Origin of the sequence: Streptomyces sp. SID8352 (genome assembly GCF_009862265.1) — a bacterium.
Classification (GTDB): Bacteria; Actinomycetota; Actinomycetes; order Streptomycetales; family Streptomycetaceae; genus Streptomyces.
In genome coordinates this window covers 476,192-496,240 of sequence record NZ_WWGX01000022.1, presented here as the reverse complement: position 1 = coordinate 496,240, position 20,049 = coordinate 476,192, and the positions used below count along the sequence as shown (strand labels likewise).

The window sequence follows — 20,049 nt, the reverse complement described above, 5'->3', positions numbered from 1 at the left end:
TGTGCATCGTGCGCTCATCCGAGCGGGCCGTGCACAGGATCGCGGCCACTGTTCACATCGTTTGACACACCCCCGCGGACCGGAGGGGCCCGGCGGCGGTGCGGGCCCGCGCCTCAGCCGCGCTTCTGGCGCTTCCAGGGGCCGGTGATGGCGAGCATGATGCCCGGCGTCTGGATGTTGGTGTAGAGGGTGCGGCCGTCGGGCGAGAAGGTGACGCCGGTGAACTCGCTGTACTCGGGGTCCGCAGCGGTGCCGGTGTTCAGCTCGTTGCGCGCGATGGGGTAGGTGCGCCCGCTGTCGGTGGCGCCGAAGAGGTACTGGAGGCCGTCGCCGTCCTCGGCGATGACCAGGCCGCCGTACGGCGAGACGGTGATGTTGTCGGGACCGTCGAAGGCGCTCTCGGCCGCCGGGGCGGGGTTGACGCCGAGCAGCACCTTGAGGGTGAGGGTGCGGCGCTTGGGGTCGTAGAACCAGACCTGGCCGTCGTGCGGCAGGCCGGGGCTCTCGGCACGGGCGTAGGACGACACGATGTAGGCGCCGCCGTCGCCCCACCACATACCCTCCAGCTTGCGGGCCCGGGTGACCTGGCCGGTGGTGAACTGCTTGCGCACGGAGGTGGCGGCGGCGTCGCGGTCGGGGACGTCGATCCAGTCGACGCCGTACACCGTGCCGGTCCGGGTGGCATGGGAGAGGTCGTCGACGAACCGGCCGCCGGAGTCGAAGCACCGGAACGCCTGGAGGACGCCCGCGTCGGCGGCGAGGGTCCGCAGCCGGCCGCGGCCGTGGCGGAAGTCCCTGGGCGGGGTCCAGCGGTAGAGCAGGCCGTTGGGGTTGGAGGCGTCCTCGGTCAGATAGAGGTGACCGCCCTTGGGATCGACGACAACAGCCTCGTGCGCGTAGCGGCCGAGAGCCTTGATCGGCTGCGGGTCGCGGTTGGCCCGGCGGTCCTCCGGGTCGACCTCGAAGACATAGCCGTGGTCCTTGGTCATGCCGTTCCTGCCGGCCTTGTCCTCGGTCTCCTCGCAGGTCAGCCAGGTGCCCCAGGGAGTGCTGCCGCCCGCGCAGTTGGTGGCGGTCCCGGCGATGCCGACCCACTCGACGACCTGCCCGTCGCGGCGGACCTCGACGACCGTGCAGCCACCGGCGGCGGCCGGGTCGTAGACGAGCCCCTCGGTCAGCGGTACGGGGTGGTCCCACTTGCCGCGGGCGCCGCCGAGCTCATGGTTGTTGACGAGCAGGGTGCTGCCGCGCGGGCCCGCGAAGGCGGCGGTGCCGTCGTGGTGGGAGGGGGTGTACTCGCCCGACTCCAGCCGGGTCCGGCCGCTGTGGGTGATGATCCCGTAGCGGAAACCGGCGGGCAGGGCGAGGATGCCGGCGGGGTCGGGGACGAGGGGGCCGTAGCCGACTCCGTCGTACCCGCGGCCGTTGTCCCGGCCCTGACCGCTCTGGTCCTCGTCCTGGCCCTCGCCCTGGCCCCGCGCCCGCCCGGCACCCGCGGTCCCGACGTCCGCGGAGGCCAGCGCGTTGGGGGCGGTGGCGAGGACACCGGCGCTGCCCACCAGCGCGACCCCGGCACCGGTGAGTGCGGACCGTCGGGTGAAGTCCCTGCGGGTGAGCGACATCTGCGCCTCCTGTGACGGGGGTGGTGGTGCCGGAGGACCGCGGTCCTCGTACGGCGCACACGGTGCCGCGCGCGCCTGAACGGGACCTGAACACCGTCCGTCCGCCGTCCGGCCCCTTCCGGAACCCGCCCGCCGTCGGCCCCCGCGTCCCTACCGCGCGCCCCTCCCGTCCCGCACGGACCTCGCACCGTGCGGGACCGCACGGCCGCGAACGGCGGGCACGGGCGGCCGACCCGCCCGTGCGGGACCGCACGGCCGCGAACGGCGGGCACGGGCGGCCGACCCGCCCGTGCGGCCCCTCCGGCGGTCCCGCCGACGTGCTATCCGCCGTGCTGCGAGCGCGCCTTGAACGCCGCCTTGCGGGCCTCCTTGGCGACCTTCTTGTCGGGGTGCAGCCGCCCCATCGCCTCCAGCACGTCCGCCGTGGCCGGGTGCTCGACCCGCCAGGCCGTGTCGAAGAAGCCGCCGTGCTGCCGCGCGAGCCCCTCCACCAGGGCCCGCAGCTCCTCGGAGTTGCCCTCGGCGGCGAGCTGTGCGGCGAGGGTGTCGACGGTGAGCCAGAAGACCATCTCCTCGGGCGGCGCCGGGACGTCGCGCGCACCGTGCTCGGTGAGCCAGACGCGGGCCAGGCCGCCCAGTTCGGCGTCGTCGAGCACCTCCCGCAGCGCGGGCCCGGCCTCCGTCCCGACCAGGGACAGGGCCTGCTGGCAGCGCAGTCGTCGCAGCGGCGCGCCCGGGTCGGTGCCGCGCGCGGCGGCCAGCAACTCCCGTGCGGCGGTGAGCGGTTCGCGGGACTCCAGCCAGTTCCGGGTCTCCGCGTGGGCCGCCTGCGGCGGGTAGGCGGCGGTGCCGTCGAGCAGCGCGTCGGCGCCCTTGTCCGCGAGGTCGCCCACGGCGGGCGCGCCGAAGCCGGCCTCCAGCAGCCGGTTGCGCAGCCCGTAGAGGCCCAGCGGGGTGAGCCGGACCATGCCGTAGCGGGCGACGTCCGTGTCGTCGACGGGGGCGGCGGGCTCCTCGTCCGCGTCGGCCATGAGCGCCTCGTCGACGGGGCGGTAGGCGACGAGGCCGACCGGCTCCAGCATCCGGAACTGGTCGTCCAGCCGCATCATGGCGTCGGACACCTGCTCCAGCACGTCGTTGGTGGGTTCGCCCATGTCGCTGGGGACGATCACCGAGGCGGCCAGCGCGGGCAGCGGCACCGGGGCGTCGGCGGGCCCCTCCTCGGCGACGGTGAGGAGGTAGAGGTTGCCGAGCACACTGTCGAGGAACTCGGCCTCGGCCTCCGGGTCCCAGTCGAGGGACGACAGGTCGACCTCGCCGCCCTCGGCCATCGCGTCGACGAGATCGTCCAGGTCGGGCACGCTCGCGTCCGCGAGGACGGCCTCCAGGGCGGTGAGCCACACGTCGAGCACGTCCTGCGGGGAGCCGGCGGTGAGCAGGGCCAGGTCCGCGCCCGGGACGACGGTGCCCTCCTCCTCGTCGGTGATCTCGACCAGGCCGGTGTCGACGGCGATCCGCCATGCCTCGCCGGCGTGGGCCGCGGCGTCGTCCCCGGTGAGGTCCAGCGCGGCGGCCGCGGCGGGCAACTGCTCCTCGACGAGCCCGCCGCCGGCGTCGACACGGGTGGCGGGCCCGGCCCAGCGGGCGAGCCGCGCGGCGCGGGAGAGCACCGGCGTGGACAGGGCCTCGCGGGCCAGCTCCGCCTCGGGGCGCAACCGTGCGGGCGGCAGGGTGGAGCTGTCTGACATCGGCTGTTCTCTCCTCGCGCGCCATGACCGCCGTGCGTGTCCTCACCGCCGCACGGCCGTCCTCACTGCCGTACGGGCGGCCTGCGCACCGTAGGGCTCAGCGGCTCAGCCTAGACGGGTTTGGGCCCATGCCGCCCGGTTCATCTCCCCGACGGGTGGAGTACATGGCCGAAACCTTGACAACCAGGTTGGCCAGGCAGGAGATTGACGCGCGTAGAAATCGGCGGGACAACTGTTCACCGGGGCCGGTACGGGCCTCCCGGAGGGGTCTTCGGGACCTCGTGAACGGCCCGCCCCGGGCCGCTCCGTCCGTTCCGCGTTCCACGTTCCACGTTCCGCGTTCCGTCCCGCCCGACCGGCTCCACCGTCCCGCCCCGTCCCGGCGCTCCGTCACACATGCACCCCGGAGGGATTCCGTTGGCCAGTCACTCCGCGCGCCTCGCCGCGCTCACCGTCGCCGCCGTCTGCTCGGCTTCGTCCCTCGTCGCCGCCGCGCCGGCGCACGCCGGTCCCGCCCCCGCCGACGCGGTGCGCATCCATGACATCCAGGGCGCCACCCGCCTCTCCCCGTACGCGGGGGAGCAGGTCACGGACGTGGCCGGAATCGTCACCGGTCTCCGGGGCCACGGCTCCGCGCGGGGGTTCTGGATGCAGGACCCCCGGCCGGACGGCGACCCGGCGACCAGTGAGGGCGTGTTCGTCTTCACGGGCTCGACGCCGAAGGCGGCCGTGGGGGACGCGGTCACCGTCTCCGGGACGGTCTCGGAGTTCGTGCCGGGAGGCACCGAATCCGGTTACCAGTCGCTGACCGAGATCGTCCGCCCGGTGGTCACGGTCGTCTCGCGGGGCAACGAGGTCCCGGCGGCGGCCGTCGTCTCCGCCGACACGGTGCCGGACGCCTACGCCCCCGCGGGCGACGCCGCCGAGGGTGGCTCGATCGACCGCCTGGCGCTGCGGCCGGACCGGTACGCCCTGGACCTCTACGAATCCCTGGAGGGCATGGCCGTCCGGGTCGACGACGTCCGCGTGGTGGGCGCCTCCGACCCGTACACCGAGCTGTGGGTGACGGTGAAGCCGTCGGAGAACGCGACGCCCCGCGGCGGCACGCTCTACGGCTCCTACGAGGACGCCAACACCGGTCGGCTCCAGATCCAGTCGCAGGGCAGGCCGGCCGACTTCCCGGGGGCCGACGTGGGCGACACCCTAGCCGGGACCACCTCGGGCCCGCTGGACTACAACCAGTTCGGCGGCTACACCGTGGTCGCGGGCGAGATCGGCACGCTGCGGGACGGCGGCGTCCGGCGGGAGTCGACCCGCGCGCAGCAGGAGCGGGAGCTGGCGGTGGCGACGTACAACGTCGAGAACCTCGACCCGTCGGACGACACCTTCGCCGCGCACGCCGAGGCGATCACCCGCGACCTGCGGTCGCCCGACATCGTGTCCCTGGAGGAGATCCAGGACGACAGCGGGGTCGCGGACGACGGCACGGTGTCCGCCGGCGCGACGGTCGCCAGACTGGTCGACGCCGTCGTGGCGGCCGGCGGCCCGCGGTACGACTGGCGGAGCGTCGACCCGGTGGACAAGGCCGACGGCGGGCAGCCCGGCGGCAACATCCGCCAGGTGTTCCTGTTCAACTCCCGGCGGGTCGCGTTCACCGACCGCCCGGGCGGCGACGCCGTCACCGCCACCCGGGTCCACAAGGTGCGCGGCAAGGCGGCGCTGACCCTCTCCCCCGGCCGCGTCGCCCCGGCCGATCCGGCCTTCAAGGACAGCCGCAAGCCGCTGGCGGGCGAGTTCGTCTTCCGCGGCCGGACGGTCGTCGTGATCGCCAACCACTTCAGCTCCAAGGGCGGCGACCAGGGGCTGACGGCGCGGTTCCAGCCGCCGGCGCGCTCCTCGGAGACCCAGCGGCACCTCCAGGCGAGGGCCGTGAACACCTTCGTCAAGCAGGTGCTCGCGGTCGAGAAACGGGCCGCCGTGATCGCCCTCGGCGACATCAACGACTTCGAGTTCTCGACGACAACCGGGCTCCTGGAGGACGGCGGGGCCCTGTGGTCGGCGGTCAGGTCGCTGCCGCGCGCCGAGCGCTACTCGTACGTCTACCAGGGCAACAGCCAGGTCCTGGACCAGATCCTGGTGAGCCCGTCGGTCCGGCGGCACGGCCGGCCCTCCTACGACAGCGTGCACATCAACGCCGAGTTCCGGGACCAGATCAGCGACCACGATCCGCAGGTGCTCCGGTTCCGCCCCTGAGCCGGGGCCGGAGGAGTCGGCCCAGGGGCGGAACCGGCGGGCGGGGCGGGTTCAGCGGGGGACGAGGCCGAGGGCGTGGTCGTAGCGGCGGACCGTGCCCTTCGTGATCCCCGGCCAGGTCTGCACCCGCTCCCACTCGGGGCTCGGCGATCCGGGTCCGTCGCCGGGGGTGGCGAGGGCGTCGATGTGCGCCTGGGCGCTCACCCACTCGGCGTAGTTGAGGACCCGGGTGCCGTCGGTGCTGAGGTGGAAGTGGGCGGAGATGCCGCCGGTGTGCGGTTCCGGGTCGGCGGCCAGGGCCTCGAAGACGGCGTCGACCCAGTCCCGCTGCCGCTGCGGGTCGGGGCTCTCGAACTCGACGTCCACGATGACGACGCAGCCGGGGGCGGGGGCCTCGGGGCCGGTCGCGGAGGTGCCGCTCCGGTAGCGGCGGTAGCGGCGGAGTCCGTGGCGTTCGATGCCGGGCACGGCGGTGTCGATCTCGTCGAGGCGCTCCTGACGGCGGGTCCTGGCGAAGCCCTCGTAGGCGGACTCGTCCTCCCACTGGGAGTGGTGCAGCAGGGTGCTGCCGTCGTGCGCGGTGTAGAGGTGGTAGGCGCGCAGGGCCTCGGCGGGCCAGGGGCGGCGCTCCCAGGCGCGGGCGACGGCCTCGACGGTCCGCGCCTGCCGCTCGGGGGTGCCGACGCTCCAGGTGCTGAAGAGGGGGGCGCCCACGTCCGGGCGGAGGAGATCGGGGTGAGCGTCGGTACGGCGGGTCATACGGGCCTCCACGGGGCGTGCGCGTCGGATACGGCACCACCCTGCGACCTGTACCAAGGTTGAGGTCAAGCGGCGCGGGACGGCCCGGGGCATTGGCCCGAAGTCGCCCCGGCCCGGCCCGGACACCGGTCCGACGGGCTCCGTCCACCCCGGGATCCGGCCGCCACGGGCCCCGTCCACACCGGGATCCGGCCGCCACGGCCCCTGAGCCCTGAATCTGGCCCCTGGCCCCCGGCCCCCGGCCCCTGGTCCCTGGTCCCTGGTCCCTGGTCCCTGGTCCCTGGTCCCTGGTCCCTGGTCCCCTGAGCGTCCGGACCCCTGGCTCCCGGTCTCCGGCTGCCCGCTTCAGCAACTCCCCCGGTGTCCGCGCCGCAGGACGCCCACGGCGACCACCGCGCCCGCGACACCCGCCGCTCCGGCGGCCAGCACCACCCGGGGGTGTCCCCGCCCGGCGTCCACGACTCCGCGCAGCCGCCCGGGCGCCCGGTGCGTGCCGCCGGGCCCGGTGACGTCCGGACCGTCGCCGGGCGCCGCGCCGACGCCCTCCGCCCCGGTCCCGTGGCCGTTCCCTTCCGCCCCGGCCTCCGCCGCCCTCCACCCGGCCGCCCTCTCCCGCGCCGCGTGCCCGGCGTGCGCGGCGGTGGACCGGAGCTGGACGGCCCTGGCGCCCGCCCGGTCCCGCAGCGCGGCGGCCCTGACCCTCGCCCGGCGCCCGACGTCCACCTTCCCGGCGAGTTCCGCCACGGTGTCGCCGAGTTCGCCCCGGGTCCGCTCGATCTGCCGCCGCAGTTCGTCGGGGCCCTTGGCGCCTCCGGTGTGCTCGGCGGTGGCTCCGGTGCCCGTGCGGTCGCGGCTGGTGCGGTCGCTCATCGGTGCGCCCTTTCCCTGATGGTGTCGACGTCGGCCCGGAGTCCGTCGAGGGCCTCCTCGGGCTTCGGCGGGACGGCCCGGCGGAGCTGGGAGCGGCCGGTGAGGGCCAGCAGGCCCGCCACGACGAAGAGCACCCCCGTCACGATGAGCGCCGACGCCCACACCGGCAGCACCAGCGCGAGCGCGGCGACCCCGGCCCCCGCCAGGGCGAACAGTCCGACGTAGGCGACGGCTCCGGCGGCGCCGAGCATGCCGCCGCCGCGTCCGGCGCGTCTGCCCTTCTCGGCCAGTTCCTCCTTGGCGAGGGCCACCTCCTGGCGTACGAGCCGGGAGAGCTGTTCGGTGGCCCGGCCGACCAGCTCGCCCACGGAGTGCTGCTCGTCGCGCACCGGCCTGGTGTGCAGGGTTCCCGTCACGGTGTTCCCTCCTCTCGGTCCGGGGCCCCGGGTACCCCCGGCCGGACGCCGCTACCGCGCCCGCCGCTCCCCGGCCGCGACCTCTCAGCATTGCTTACCCGTACCCCGTAGCAAATTTAAGTGGCCCTACGCGATGGAGGGCCGGACACTGCTCCCATGAACAGACGACACGACACCGCGCCCCCGGCCCCGCCCCGCCCGGCCGCTCCCTTCGGCCGCGCGCTGTGCGCCATGGTCACGCCGTTCACCGAGGAGGGCGCGCTCGACCTGGACGGCGCCGGGCGGCTCGCCGCGCGCCTGGTGGCGGACGGCTGCGACGGCCTGGTGCTCTCCGGCACGACGGGCGAGTCGCCGACCACGACGGACGAGGAGAAGGCGGCGCTGGTCGGGGCGGTGCGGGAGGCGGTCGGGGCGGGGGTGCCGCTGGTCGCCGGGGTGGGCACGGCCGACACCCGGCACACGGTGGAGCTGGCCCTGGCCGCGGAGAAGGCGGGCGCGGACGGGCTGCTGGTGGCCGCGCCGTACTACAGCCGCCCGCCGCAGGACGCGCTGGAGGCGCACTTCCGGGAGGTCGCGGACGCCACCGGACTGCCGCTCGCGCTGTACGACATCCCGGGCCGCACCGGGGTGCGCATCGCGCCGGAGACCCTGATCCGGCTGGCCGCCCATCCGCGCGTGGTGGCCGTGAAGGACTGCGCGTACGACCCGATGGGCACCCAGAAGGTGCTGGCGGCGACGGAGTTGGCGTACTACGCGGGCTGCGAGGAGCAGATACTCCCCCTGTACGCGCTCGGCGGCGCCGGTTTCGTCAGCACGGTCGCCAACGCGGCCCCGGGGCCGCTGCGCGCCGTTCTGGACGCCTTCGACGCGGGCGACACGGCGGGGGCGGCCGGGTGGCAGCGCCGGGCGCTGCCCCTGATCGACCTGATGACGGCCTCCGGGCTCCCCGGCACGGTCACCGCCAAGGCCCTTCTGAACGCCCTGTCCCTCCCGTCCGGCCCGGTCCGCGCCCCACTCCTCCCGGCCTCCCCGGAGGTGACCGGGACGCTCGTCCGGGCCCACCGCGCGCTGACCGCCCCGGCCGGGCGGGCCGCCGCCGGGTGATCCGGCGGGTGCGCCGCCGCCACCCGTGCCCGGACGCCCGCCGGACGGAGGCACGCTCGGCGGGGCCGGTGAGGCGGGGCAGGCTGTAAGGCGGGGCAGCCGGAGGGGCGGGGCCCACGCCGCACGCCCCCGCCGGAGCGGCACCGGTGCCGTCCCGCGAGGGCGTGCGCTCCGGCGACCGGGCGTCAGTTGTGGCTGTGCAGGACCTCGTTCAGGCCGCCCCAGACCGCGTTGTTCGGGCGGGCCTCGACCGCACCGGTGACCGAGTTGCGGCGGAAGAGGATGTGGGAGGCGCCGGAGAGGTCGCGGGCCTTGACGACCTCGCCGTCGGGCATGGTCACCCGGGTGCCCGCGGTGACGTAGAGGCCGGCCTCGACCACGCACTCGTCGCCGAGGGCGATGCCCACGCCCGCCTCCGCGCCGACCAGGCAGCGCTCGCCGATGGTGATGCGGACGTTGCCGCCGCCGGACAGCGTGCCCATGGTGGAGGCGCCGCCGCCGATGTCGGAGCCGTCTCCCACGACGACGCCGGCCGAGATGCGGCCCTCGACCATCGACGTGCCGAGCGTGCCCGCGTTGAAGTTGACGAAGCCCTCGTGCATCACGGTGGTGCCCTCGGCGAGGTGGGCGCCCAGCCGGACCCGGTCGGCGTCCGCGATGCGCACGCCCTTGGGGGCGACGTAGTCCGTCATCCGGGGGAACTTGTCGACCGAGGTGACCTGGAGGTGCAGACCCTGCGCGCGGGCGTTCAGCCGGACCGTCTCCAGGTCGTCGACGGCGACCGGGCCGAGGGAGGTCCAGGCGACGTTGGCCAGGTGGGCGAAGATCCCGTCGAGGTTCTGGCCGTGCGGCCGGACCAGGCGGTGGGAGAGCAGGTGCAGCCGCAGGTAGACGTCGTGCGTGTCGACCGGCTTGTCGTCCAGCGAGGCGATGACCGTGCGGACCGCGACCACCTCGACGCCCCGGCGGGTGTCCGGGCCGGTCGCCGCGGTGGCGCCGCCGCCGAGCAGTTCGGCTGCCCGCTCGGCGGTCAGCCGCTCGGTGCCGGACGGGCCGGGCCCGTCGGACAGTTCGGGGGCGGGGTACCAGGTGTCGAGGACGGTGCCGTCGGCGGCGATCGTGGCGAGGCCGGCGGCCACGGCGCCGGTGGCGCGGGGAGCAGTCGTGTCGGTCATGAGGGCAACCTAACCGTCCGTCGCCCGCCGATGCGAGCCGACCCCGCGCCCGTCTCGCGTACCGGGCCGGACGGGACCGGGCACGTCCGGGCGGGAGGCCACGGGGACGGATCGAACGGGGCGGGCGGTCAGTGCGCGCCGCCCACGTTGAGGACCACCACGCCGATGATGATCAGCGCGATCCCGGCGGCCTTGGTGAGGGTCATCCCCTCCCCCATGAAGGCGACCCCGATCGCCGCGATGGCGGCGGTGCCGGCGCCGGACCAGATGGCGTAGGCGGTGCCGACGGAGAGCGTGCGGAGCGTCTGGGCGAGCAGGGTGAAGGAGATCAGATAGCCGAGGGCGGTCAGCAGGGAGGGCCCGAGCCTGCTGAACCCGTCGCTGTACTTCATGGCGGTGGTCCCGGCGACCTCGGCGGCGATGGCTCCGGCCAGGAGCAGGTATCCCATGGGGACGAGCGTACGCAGCGGGACGGGCGGAAACGCCGGAACGGCGGCGCCCTCGGGGGCGCCGCCGTTCCGGTGAGCCGAGGGTCCCCCGGCGGGCCGAAACGGCCCGAGGGGGACGGGGGCGTCGGCTCAGACGTTGAACCCGAGCGCCCGGAGCTGCTCGCGGCCGTCGTCGGTGATCTTGTCCGGGCCCCACGGCGGCATCCAGACCCAGTTGATCCGCAGCTCGTTGACGAGGCCGTCGGTGGCGGACCTGGCCTGGTCCTCGATCACGTCCGTCAGCGGGCAGGCCGCCGACGTGAGGGTCATGTCGATGGTGGCGATGTTCGCGTCGTCGACGTGGATGCCGTAGATGAGGCCGAGGTTGACGACGTCGATGCCCAGTTCGGGGTCGACGACGTCCATCAGGGCCTCGCGGAGCTCCTCCTCCGAGGCGGGCTTCATCTCCAGGGTGTCGCTCATGCCGTCGTCTCCTTCTCGGCGTCGGCTCCGTCCAGGGCCTGGGCGGTCGCGTCCTTCCAGGCCATCCAGCTCAGCAGGGCGCACTTGACCCGTGCCGGGTACTTCGACACCCCGGCGAACGCGACCGCGTCCTCCAGGATGTCCTCCATGGCGTCGTCGGGCTCGACCCGGCCCTTGGACTGCATCAGCTCCAGGAACGTCTCCTGGATGCGGCGGGCCCGGTCGAGGTCCTTGCCGACCAGCAGTTCGTTCAGTACGGAGGCCGAGGCCTGGCTGATCGAGCAGCCCTGGCCCTCGTACGACACGTCGCTGATCGTCGTGCCGTCGTACTTCACGCGGAGGGTGATCTCGTCACCGCACGTCGGGTTGACGTGGTGCACCTCGGCGTCGCCGTCCCGGAGACCACGACCGTGCGGGTTCTTGTAGTGGTCCAGGATGACTTCCTGGTACATGGAGTCCAGCTTCATGGTCTTCGCTCGTCCCGTCAGCCGAAGAAGTTCCGTACGTGCTCCAGACCGTCGATCAGTGCGTCGATCTCGGCCGGCGTGGAGTACAGATAGAACGACGCTCGCGTGGTCGCAGGAATTCCGTAGCGCAGGCAGACGGGGCGGGCGCAGTGGTGGCCGACCCGGACCGCGATGCCCTGCTCGTCGAGGACCTGGCCCACGTCGTGCGGGTGGATGTCACCGAGCGTGAAGGAGATCGCGGCGCCGCGGTCCTCGGCCGTGCCCGGCCCGATGATCCGCAGGTCGGGGACGTCCAGCAGCCGCTTGACCGCGTACTCGGTCAGGGCGTGCTCATGGGCGAGGACCTTGTCCATGCCGATGGCGTTCAGGTAGTCGATCGCCGCGCCCAGCCCGACCGCCTGGGCGATCGGCGGGGTGCCGGCCTCGAACTTGTGCGGCGCCGGGGCGTACGTCGACGAGTGCATCGACACGGTCTCGATCATCTCGCCGCCGCCGAGGAACGGCGGGAGGTCCTCCAGCAGTTCCTGGCGGCCCCAGAGGACGCCGATGCCGGTCGGGCCGCACATCTTGTGGCCGGTGAAGGCAACGAAGTCGGCCTGGAGCGCCTGCACGTCCATCGGCATGTGCGGCACGGCCTGGGAGGCGTCGACGCAGACCAGGGCGCCGACCTCCTGGGCGCGGCGGACGATCTCCTCGACCGGGTTCACGGTGCCCAGGATGTTGGAGACCAGCACGAAGGAGACGATCTTCGTCTTCTCGGTGATGACCTCGTCGATGTTGGAGAGGTCCAGCCGGCCGTCGTCGGTCAGCCCGAACCAGCGGAGCTTCGCGCCGGTGCGCTGCGCGAGCAGCTGCCACGGCACGATGTTGGAGTGGTGCTCCATCTCCGTGATGACGATCTCGGTGTCGGAGTCGACGCGGTAGGGCTCGTCGGCCCAGCCCAGCATGTTCGCCACGAGGTTCAGCGACTCGGAGGCGTTCTTGGTGAAGATCACCTCGTCGCGGGAGGGCGCGTTGATGAACTCCGCGACCTTGTCGCGCGCTCCCTCGTAGAGCGCCGTGGCCTCCTCGGCGAGGACGTGCACACCGCGGTGGACGTTGGCGTTGTGCTGCTCGTAGTACTGGCTGACCGCGTCGATGACCTGGCGCGGGGTCTGCGAGGTCGCGGCGTTGTCCAGATAGACGAGCCGGTGACCGTCGTGGACCTGGCGGTCCAGGATGGGGAAGTCCTTGCGGATCGCCTCGGTGTCGAGGAGGCCCGGCAGCAGTGTCACTCGGATGCGCCGCCCTTCGTGTATGCCTCGTAGCCCTCGTTCTCCAGCTTGTCGGCCAGCTCGGGGCCGCCGGACTCGGCGATCCGGCCGCCGGCGAAGACGTGGACGTGGTCGGGCTTGATGTAGCGCAGGATGCGCGTGTAGTGGGTGATCAGCAGGGTGCCGACCGCGCCGCTCTCACGGACCCGGTTGACGCCCTCGGACACGACGCGCAGGGCGTCGACGTCGAGTCCGGAGTCGGTCTCGTCGAGGACCGCGATCTTCGGCTTGAGCAGTTCGAGCTGGAGGATCTCGTGGCGCTTCTTCTCACCGCCGGAGAAGCCCTCGTTGACGTTCCGCTCGGCGAAGGCGGGGTCCATGTTGAGGCGCTGCATGGCCTCCTTGACCTCCTTCACCCAGGTGCGCAGCTTGGGGGCCTCGCCGCGGACGGCGGTGGCGGAGGTGCGCAGGAAGTTGGAGACCGAGACGCCGGGGACCTCGACCGGGTACTGCATGGCGAGGAAGAGTCCGGCGCGGGCGCGCTCGTCGACGGACATCTCCAGGACGTTCTCTCCGTCGAGGGTGACGGTGCCGCCGGTGACCGTGTACTTGGGGTGGCCGGCCAGCGAGTAGGCGAGGGTGGACTTGCCGGAGCCGTTGGGGCCCATGATGGCGTGCGTCTCGCCCTGCTTCACGGTCAGGTCGACGCCCCGGAGGATCTCCTTCGTGGCGTTGTCGGCCTCGACGGTGACGTGCAGGTCTCGGATTTCAAGCGTTGCCATGGATGCCTCAGGACTCCTGGGAGAGGGAGACGAGCACGTCGTCCCCTTCGATCTTTACGGGATATACGGGGACGGGGCGCGTCGCCGGAAGGCTGTCGGGCTTGCCGGAGCGCAGGTCGAAGCGCGAGCCGTGGAGCCAGCACTCGATGTGGCAGTCGTCGACCTCGCCCTCGGAGAGGGAGACGTTCGCGTGCGAGCAGATGTCGTGGATCGCGAACACCTCGCCCTCGGTGCGGACGAGGGAGACGGGCGTGCCGTCGATCTCCACCCGCTTGGGGGTGTCCTCCTCCAGCTCGTCGGCCCCGCAGACGCGTACGAAGGTCATGCGACCGCCGCCTCCAGCTCTTCCTCGATCTTGGCGAGCAGGCGCTCCTCGATGTCCGGGACACCGATCTGCTGGACCAGTTCGGCGAAGAAGCCCCGGACCACCAGGCGGCGGGCGTCCATCTCGGGGATGCCGCGGGCCATCAGGTAGAAGAGCTGCTCGTCGTCGAAGCGGCCGGTGGCGGAGGCGTGCCCGGCGCCGACGATCTCGCCGGTCTCGATCTCCAGGTTGGGGACCGAGTCGACCCGCGCGCCGTCGGTGAGGACGAGGTTGCGGTTCATCTCGTAGGTGTCGGTGCCCTCGGCCCTGGCCTCGATGAGGACGTCGCCGATCCAGACCGCGTGGGCGTCCTCGCCCTGGAGGGCGCCCTTGTAGACCACGTTGGAGGAGCAGTGCGGCACGTTGTGGTCGACGAGGAGGCGGTGCTCCTGGTGCTGTCCGGCGTCGGTGAAGTACAGCCCGAAGAGCTGGGCCTCGCCGCCGGGGCCGGCGTACCGGACGCGCGGGTGGAGCCGGACGAGGTCGCCGCCGAAGGTGACGACGACGGACTTGAAGGTGGCGTCGCGGCCGATGAGGGCGTTGTGCTGGGAGACGTGGACGGCCTTCTCGTCCCAGTCCTGGAGGGAGACGACGGTGAGCCGGGCCCCGTCGCCGACGACGAAGTCGACGTTGGAGGCGAGCACCGCGTCACCGGTGTGGTCGATGACCACGACGGCCTCGGCGAAGGCGCCCAGCTCCACCACCTGGTGGCCGTAGGCGACGCCGCCCTCGCCGTGCACGGCGATGCGGATGGGCTCGGTGAGCACCGTCTCCTTGGGGACGGTGACCACGCCGGCCTGTTCGAAGGCGGAGTACGCCTGGGCGGCGACCCGGTCCACCGGGATCCCGGCGGAGCCGAGCCGGGCGTCGTCGCGGCCGACGGTCTCGACGGTGACGCCCTCGGGGGCCTCGACGACGACCTTCACCCCGGTGCCGGTGGCGATGGCGGTGCCGTCGTGCAGCCCGCGCAGCCGCTCCAGCGGGGTGAACCGCCACTCCTCCTCGCGGCCGTGCGGGACCGGGAAGTCCGCCACGTCGAAGGAGGGGGGCGCGCTCATGCGCGTGGCGACGGTCGACAGGGCCTCGGCGGCCACCGCGATCGCACCGGCGGTGGTGGAGCCCACCGGGGGTCCTCCCGCTCGGCCGGAGGTGGGAGTGGAGGAGTTCTGAGCCTCAGCCATGGCTGTCGTGGTGCTCTCTTTCCGTACGTGAGGGGGCTGGGCGGTCGGTCCCGGTCGGGTCAGCCGACCGCGCCTTCCATCTGGAGCTCGATCAGCCGGTTGAGTTCGAGCGCGTACTCCATCGGCAGTTCCTTGGCGATGGGCTCGACGAAGCCGCGCACGATCATCGCCATCGCCTCGTCCTCGCTCAGGCCGCGGCTCATCAGGTAGAAGAGCTGGTCCTCGGAGACCTTGGAGACGGTCGCCTCGTGGCCCATGGACACGTCGTCCTCGCGGACGTCCACGTAGGGGTAGGTGTCCGAGCGGGAGATGGTGTCGACGAGGAGCGCGTCGCACAGGACGTTGGACTTGGAGCCCGGGGCGCCCTCGCCGATCTCGATGAGTCCGCGGTAGGAGGTGCGGCCGCCGCCGCGCGCCACGGACTTGGAGACGATGTTGGAGGACGTGTTCGGGGCCATGTGGACCATCTTGGCGCCGGCGTCCTGGTGCTGCCCCTCGCCCGCGAAGGCGATGGAGAGGGTCTCGCCCTTGGCGTGCTCGCCCATCAGGTAGACGGCCGGGTACTTCATCGTCACCTTGGAGCCGATGTTGCCGTCGACCCACTCCATGGTCGCGCCCTCGTAGGCCACCGCGCGCTTGGTGACCAGGTTGTAGACGTTGTTCGACCAGTTCTGGATGGTGGTGTAGCGGCAGCGGGCGTTCTTCTTGACGATGATCTCGACGACGGCGCTGTGCAGCGAGTCGGACTTGTAGATCGGGGCGGTGCAACCCTCGACGTAGTGCACGTAGGCGCCCTCGTCGACGATGATCAGGGTCCGCTCGAACTGGCCCATGTTCTCCGTGTTGATGCGGAAGTAGGCCTGGAGCGGGATCTCCACGTGCACGCCCTTCGGCACGTAGATGAAGGAGCCGCCGGACCAGACGGCCGTGTTCAGCGCGGCGAACTTGTTGTCACCGGCGGGGATGACGGTGCCGAAGTACTCCTTGAAGAGCTCGGGGTGCTCCTTGAGGGCGGTGTCGGTGTCGAGGAAGATGACGCCCTGCTCCTCCAGGTCCTCGCGGATCTGGTGGTAGACGACCTCCGACTCGTACTGGGCGGCGACGCCCGCGACCAGGCGCTGCTTCTCGGCCTCGGGGATGCCCAGCCGGTCGTAGGTGTTCTTGATGTCCTCGGGGAGGTCCTCCCAGGACTCCGCCTGCTTCTCGGTGGAGCGGACGAAGTACTTGATGTTGTCGAAGTCGATGCCCGAGAGGTCGGAGCCCCAGTTCGGCATGGGCTTCTTCTCGAAGAGGCGCAGCCCCTTGAGGCGGAGCTTGCTCATCCACTCCGGCTCGCTCTTCTTGCCGGAGATGTCCCGGACCACGTCCTCGTTCAGGCCGCGGCGCGCCGACGCACCGGCCTCGTCGGAGTCGGCCCAGCCGTACTCGTACTTGCCCAGGCCCTCGAGTTCGGGGTGGGCAGTCTCCGTGGGGAGAGTCATGCGGGGTTCCTCCCGGCCGTGTTGTGCGGGTGCGTAGGGGTCTGGGACATCGGGGTTCGGGGCATCGGGCCGGGACGGCTAGGCGGTCCGCGGGACCCCGCCGGGTCCGGCTGCGCGGGCGGGCCCGGCCGCCGGGGCGGGTTTCCCGGCCCTGGGCACGAAGGTGGTGCAGACGCCGTCCCCGTGGGCGATGGTGGCGAGCCGCTGCACATGGGTACCGAGCAGTTCGGCGAAGAACTCCGTCTCCGCCTCGCAGAGCTGCGGGAACCGCTCGGCGGCGTGCGCGACCGGGCAGTGGTGCTGGCACAGCTGCTCGCCCTGCTGGGGGTGGGGCGCGCTCCGCGACATGGCAGCGTACCCGTCCGCGCTCAGGGCTTTCGCCAGCGCTTCGGTCCGCCGTTCGGGTGCGACGCCGTCGAGCGCCTCGCGGTAGGCGCCCGCCTGGGCCGCGATGCGGGCGCGGGCGAAGGCCGTCACGGCCTGCTCCCCGCCCCCGTGCTCGGCGATCCAGCGCAGGGCGTCCAGCGCGAGCCGGTCGTACTCGTGGTGGAAGGCGTCGCGTCCGCAGTCGGTCAGCGCGAAGACCTTGGCCGGCCGCCCGCGCGTCCGCGTGCCGTAGACCCGCTGCTCACGGGCCTCCACCACGTCGTCGGCGGCGAGCGCGTCGAGGTGGCGCCGGACGGCGGCCTGGGTCAGGCCCAGGCGTCCGGCGAGATCCGCGACGGTCGACGGCCCGTGGTCCAGGATGGAGCGCGCGACCCGGTTGCGGGTGGACCGCTCCCCGGTCGCGAGTTCCTCCTGCGGAGCCTCGCCAACGTTTTTCACAACGCCATTGTTGCGTAATTCATCGGGGCCGGGCAAGCCGCCTCCGGATCACACGGGGTGCCCTGCATCACTTAGGCAAACCTAAGCTGACCTGCGGAAACGATCTACCGCCTCCGGGAGCGCGGAAACCGGGTGGCGCCCCCGGCGGGGCACCGGTCACACTCCGGTCCATGCCCGCACCCCCTCCCGCAGGCCCCCTCGCCACCCGCGGCACCCTCGCCGCCGACCTCCGCGAGCTGGGCGTCCGCCCCGGTGAGACACTCCTCACGCACTCCTCGCTCAGCTCCCTGGGCTGGGTCTGCGGAGGGCCGGTCGCGGTGGTGCGGGCCCTTCTCGACGCGCTCGGACCCGACGGCACCCTGGTCGTGCCCACCCACACCGGCGACCTCTCCGACCCGGCCGACTGGACCGCCCCTCCGGTGCTCGAGGAGTGGTGGGACACCATCCGCGCGGCGATGCCCCCCTACGATCCGCGGACCAGCCCCTCCCTCGGGGTCGGCGTGATCCCCGAGACGGTGCGCACCTGGCCCGGCGCCCTGCGCAGCGCGCACCCCCAGACCTCCTTCGCCGCCCTCGGCCCGCGCGCCGCCGAGGTGACCGACGGCCACGCCGCCGACTGCCGGCTCGGCGCCCGCAGCCCCCTGGGCGCGCTGGAGCGGATGGGCGCCCGGGTCCTGCTCCTGGGCACCGGCTACGACACCTGCACCTCCTTCCACCTGGCCGAGTACCGGATCCCGGGCCCCCTGGTGGAGGTCGGCCGCCCCGGGCCGGACGGCTGGGAGACCCCCGTCGAGGTGTCGGTCAGCGCCGAGCGCTTCGCCGAGCTGGGCCACGCCTTCGAACGGGACCGCCCGGTGACGCGCGGCACGGTCGGCGCGGCGGTGGCGCGGCTGTTCCCGGTGGCCGACGCGGTGGACTACGCCGAGCGGTGGCTGCCCGAGCACCGGCCCCGCGGCGAGGGGAGCGGGCACCCCCGCTCCTGAGCGCCCCGCCGCCTCCCTAGACTCGTGACCCATGCGAAGCGAGCCCGTGGTCCAGGTCCGGTCCCTGGTGAAGCGGTACGGCACCAGGACCGCGGTGGACGGCCTCGACCTGGAGGCCCGGCCGGGCGTCACCGCCGTCCTCGGCCCCAACGGGGCGGGGAAGACCACCACCGTCGAGACCTGCGAGGGATACCGCCGGCCCGACTCGGGGACGGTGCGCGTCCTCGGCCTCGACCCGGTCGCCCAGGGCGACGAGCTGCGCCCCCGCATCGGGGTGATGCTTCAGTCCGGCGGCGTCTACTCCGGCGCCCGCGCCGACGAGATGCTGCGGCACATCGCCGCGCTGCACGCCCATCCGCTGGACGTGGACGCCCTGATCGAACGGCTCGGGCTCGGCTCCTGCGGCCGGACCGGGTACCGGCGGCTCTCCGGCGGCCAGCAGCAGCGGCTGGCCCTGGCCATGGCCGTGGTCGGCCGCCCGGAGCTGGTCTTCCTCGACGAGCCCACCGCCGGCCTGGACCCGCAGGCCCGGCGCGCCACCTGGGACCTGGTCCGGGACCTGCGCGCCGACGGCGTCTCGGTGATCCTCACCACGCACCACATGGACGAGGCCGAGCGGCTCGCCGACGACGTCGCCGTGATCGACGCCGGGCGGGTCATCGCCCAGGGCTCCCCCGAGGAGCTGTGCCGCGGCGGTGCCGAGAACACCCTGCGCTTCACCGGCCGCCCCGGGCTCGACGTGGAGTCGCTGCTCAGGGCCCTGCCCCCGGGCAGCTCGGCCGCCGAGTCGGCGCCGGGCTCCTACCGCGTCGACGGCCTGGTCGACCCGCAGCTGCTGGCGACGGTGACCTCCTGGTGCGCCCAGCACGGGGTGATGCCGGACCGGATCTCGGTGGAGCGGCACACCCTGGAGGACGTCTTCCTGGAGCTGACAGGCAAGGAGCTGCGCTCATGACCACCACGACCCCCGGCGGGCCCGGCACCTACGCGCCGCGGCCCGGTGCCGCGCCGCTCGGCCGGATGATCGCCGCGCAGGCCGCGCTGGAGACGCGGATGCTGCTGCGCAACGGCGAGCAGCTGCTGCTGACGGTGATCATCCCGACGCTGCTGCTGGTGCTGTTCAGCTCCGTCGACATCATCGACACCGGCGCCGGGAAGTCCGTCGACTTCCTCGCCCCCGGCGTGCTGGCGCTGGCCGTGATGTCGACGGCGTTCACCGGACAGGCCATCGCCACCGGGTTCGAGCGCCGCTACGGGGTGCTGAAGCGGCTGGCCGCCTCTCCGCTGCCGCGCTGGGCGCTGATGACCGCCAAGACCCTGTCCGTCCTGGTCACCGAGGTCCTCCAGGTGGCGCTGCTGGCCGTGATCGCCCTCGCGCTGGGCTGGTCGCCGCGGGGCGGCCCGCTCGCCGTGCTGCTGCTCCTGGTGCTCGGCACGGCCGCCTTCTCCGGCCTCGGCCTGCTGATGGCGGGCACCCTCAAGGCCGAGGCCACCCTCGCCGCCGCCAACCTGGTCTTCCTGCTGCTGCTGGTGGGCGGCGGCGTGATCGTGCCGCTGGACCGGTTCCCGGACGCCGCGCAGCAGGTGCTGGGCCTGCTGCCCATCTCGGCGCTGTCGGACGGGCTGCGGGAGGTCCTCCAGCACGGCGCGGGCATGCCGTGGGGCGATCTGTCGATCCTGGCCGTGTGGGCGGTCGCGGGGCTGGCGGCGGCCGGCCGCTTCTTCCGCTGGGAGTAGCCCGGGAGAGCGGGCCGACGCCCGGCGCCCGAACGCCCGGCGTCGGCCGGGCCCGGCCCGGGAAGGGGCACGGGCCGGGCAGGGGTCACGGGACGGACAGAGGGCCCCGGGCCGGGAG

General features: G+C 73.3%; 20 protein-coding genes. 5 read left to right on the top strand and 15 right to left on the bottom strand.

The genetic code is table 11. The features are described from left to right. Nucleotides 1-113 precede the first annotated feature (113 nt). Both GTY84_RS07485 and GTY84_RS07480 read right to left on the bottom strand, forming a co-directional pair. Nucleotides 114-1,622: an alkaline phosphatase PhoX gene (locus GTY84_RS07485; RefSeq protein ID WP_161225307.1), complete on the bottom strand. Its 1,509-nt coding sequence runs from the start codon at nt 1,620-1,622 to the stop codon at nt 114-116. A 320-nt stretch (nt 1,623-1,942) separates the two neighbouring features. Next, on the bottom strand, nt 1,943-3,370 hold the full coding sequence (locus GTY84_RS07480; protein WP_161225306.1) for a hypothetical protein: 1,428 nt from the start codon (nt 3,368-3,370) through the stop codon (nt 1,943-1,945). A 411-nt stretch (nt 3,371-3,781) separates the two neighbouring features. Between GTY84_RS07480 and GTY84_RS07475 the strand changes: the two genes are divergently transcribed. Continuing rightward, entirely contained in the window at nt 3,782-5,623 is a 1,842-nt protein-coding gene (locus GTY84_RS07475) for an endonuclease/exonuclease/phosphatase family protein (protein ID WP_161225415.1), read from the top strand. A 51-nt stretch (nt 5,624-5,674) separates the two neighbouring features. On the opposite strand, the gene GTY84_RS07470 is transcribed toward GTY84_RS07475, so the two are convergent. The 3 genes from GTY84_RS07470 to GTY84_RS07460 form a co-directional block, all read right to left on the bottom strand. Further along, nucleotides 5,675-6,382, bottom strand: a complete 708-nt coding sequence (locus GTY84_RS07470) for an antibiotic biosynthesis monooxygenase (RefSeq protein ID WP_161225305.1) — start codon at nt 6,380-6,382, stop codon at nt 5,675-5,677. A 345-nt stretch (nt 6,383-6,727) separates the two neighbouring features. Next, complete coding sequence (locus GTY84_RS07465; RefSeq protein ID WP_161225304.1) at nt 6,728-7,252, bottom strand: DUF3618 domain-containing protein; 525 nt, start codon at nt 7,250-7,252, stop codon at nt 6,728-6,730. Next, nucleotides 7,249-7,668: a phage holin family protein gene (locus tag GTY84_RS07460; protein WP_161225303.1), complete on the bottom strand. Its 420-nt coding sequence runs from the start codon at nt 7,666-7,668 to the stop codon at nt 7,249-7,251. Before GTY84_RS07460 ends, GTY84_RS07465 begins: the two co-directional genes overlap by 4 nt. 156 nt (nt 7,669-7,824) lie before the next feature. Between GTY84_RS07460 and dapA the strand changes: the two genes are divergently transcribed. Further along, entirely contained in the window at nt 7,825-8,772 is a 948-nt protein-coding gene (dapA, locus tag GTY84_RS07455; protein WP_161225302.1) for a 4-hydroxy-tetrahydrodipicolinate synthase, read from the top strand. A gap of 185 nt (nt 8,773-8,957) precedes the next feature. Here dapA and dapD read toward each other — a convergent pair whose 3' ends face one another. The 10 genes from dapD to GTY84_RS07405 all read right to left on the bottom strand — a co-directional run bounded on the left by dapD (nt 8,958) and on the right by GTY84_RS07405 (nt 17,211). Beyond that, nucleotides 8,958-9,947, bottom strand: coding sequence for a 2,3,4,5-tetrahydropyridine-2,6-dicarboxylate N-succinyltransferase (dapD, locus tag GTY84_RS07450; RefSeq protein ID WP_161225301.1), 990 nt, complete (start codon nt 9,945-9,947; stop codon nt 8,958-8,960). A gap of 128 nt (nt 9,948-10,075) precedes the next feature. After that, nucleotides 10,076-10,396, bottom strand: a complete 321-nt coding sequence (locus GTY84_RS07445; RefSeq protein WP_161225300.1) for a multidrug efflux SMR transporter — start codon at nt 10,394-10,396, stop codon at nt 10,076-10,078. A gap of 129 nt (nt 10,397-10,525) precedes the next feature. Further along, entirely contained in the window at nt 10,526-10,858 is a 333-nt protein-coding gene (locus GTY84_RS07440) for a metal-sulfur cluster assembly factor (protein ID WP_161225299.1), read from the bottom strand. Then, nucleotides 10,855-11,325 carry a Fe-S cluster assembly sulfur transfer protein SufU gene (gene sufU / locus GTY84_RS07435; RefSeq protein WP_161225298.1) on the bottom strand — a complete coding sequence of 157 codons (471 nt, stop codon included), beginning with the start codon at nt 11,323-11,325 and terminating at the stop codon, nt 10,855-10,857. Before sufU ends, GTY84_RS07440 begins: the two co-directional genes overlap by 4 nt. Before the next feature lie 17 nt (nt 11,326-11,342). Further along, nucleotides 11,343-12,599, bottom strand: coding sequence for a cysteine desulfurase (locus GTY84_RS07430; protein ID WP_161225297.1), 1,257 nt, complete (start codon nt 12,597-12,599; stop codon nt 11,343-11,345). Then, complete coding sequence (gene sufC / locus GTY84_RS07425) at nt 12,596-13,360, bottom strand: Fe-S cluster assembly ATPase SufC (RefSeq protein WP_161225296.1); 765 nt, start codon at nt 13,358-13,360, stop codon at nt 12,596-12,598. Before sufC ends, GTY84_RS07430 begins: the two co-directional genes overlap by 4 nt. A 7-nt stretch (nt 13,361-13,367) precedes the next feature. Then, complete coding sequence (locus GTY84_RS07420; RefSeq protein WP_161225295.1) at nt 13,368-13,685, bottom strand: non-heme iron oxygenase ferredoxin subunit; 318 nt, start codon at nt 13,683-13,685, stop codon at nt 13,368-13,370. Beyond that, nucleotides 13,682-14,905: a Fe-S cluster assembly protein SufD gene (gene sufD, locus GTY84_RS07415; RefSeq protein ID WP_161225294.1), complete on the bottom strand. Its 1,224-nt coding sequence runs from the start codon at nt 14,903-14,905 to the stop codon at nt 13,682-13,684. The genes GTY84_RS07420 and sufD overlap by 4 nt, the downstream gene beginning before the upstream one ends. 59 nt (nt 14,906-14,964) lie before the next feature. Then, complete coding sequence (gene sufB / locus GTY84_RS07410; RefSeq protein ID WP_161225293.1) at nt 14,965-16,386, bottom strand: Fe-S cluster assembly protein SufB; 1,422 nt, start codon at nt 16,384-16,386, stop codon at nt 14,965-14,967. 78 nt (nt 16,387-16,464) lie between these two features. Next, the gene (locus GTY84_RS07405; protein WP_161225292.1) at nt 16,465-17,211 is read right to left on the bottom strand and encodes a metalloregulator ArsR/SmtB family transcription factor; all 747 of its coding nucleotides are present in this window, start codon (nt 17,209-17,211) and stop codon (nt 16,465-16,467) included. 170 nt (nt 17,212-17,381) lie between these two features. Between GTY84_RS07405 and GTY84_RS07400 the strand changes: the two genes are divergently transcribed. Genes GTY84_RS07400 through GTY84_RS07390 form a run of 3 tightly spaced genes read left to right on the top strand, consistent with a single transcriptional unit; the run spans nt 17,382 to nt 19,931 of the window. Further along, on the top strand, nt 17,382-18,194 hold the full coding sequence (locus GTY84_RS07400; RefSeq protein ID WP_161225291.1) for an AAC(3) family N-acetyltransferase: 813 nt from the start codon (nt 17,382-17,384) through the stop codon (nt 18,192-18,194). A gap of 31 nt (nt 18,195-18,225) precedes the next feature. Continuing rightward, nucleotides 18,226-19,149 (top strand): ABC transporter ATP-binding protein, encoded by a 924-nt coding sequence (locus GTY84_RS07395; RefSeq protein WP_161225290.1) that lies wholly within the window; start codon nt 18,226-18,228, stop codon nt 19,147-19,149. Then, complete coding sequence (locus GTY84_RS07390; RefSeq protein WP_161225289.1) at nt 19,146-19,931, top strand: ABC transporter permease; 786 nt, start codon at nt 19,146-19,148, stop codon at nt 19,929-19,931. The genes GTY84_RS07395 and GTY84_RS07390 overlap by 4 nt, the downstream gene beginning before the upstream one ends. Nucleotides 19,932-20,049 lie beyond the last annotated feature (118 nt).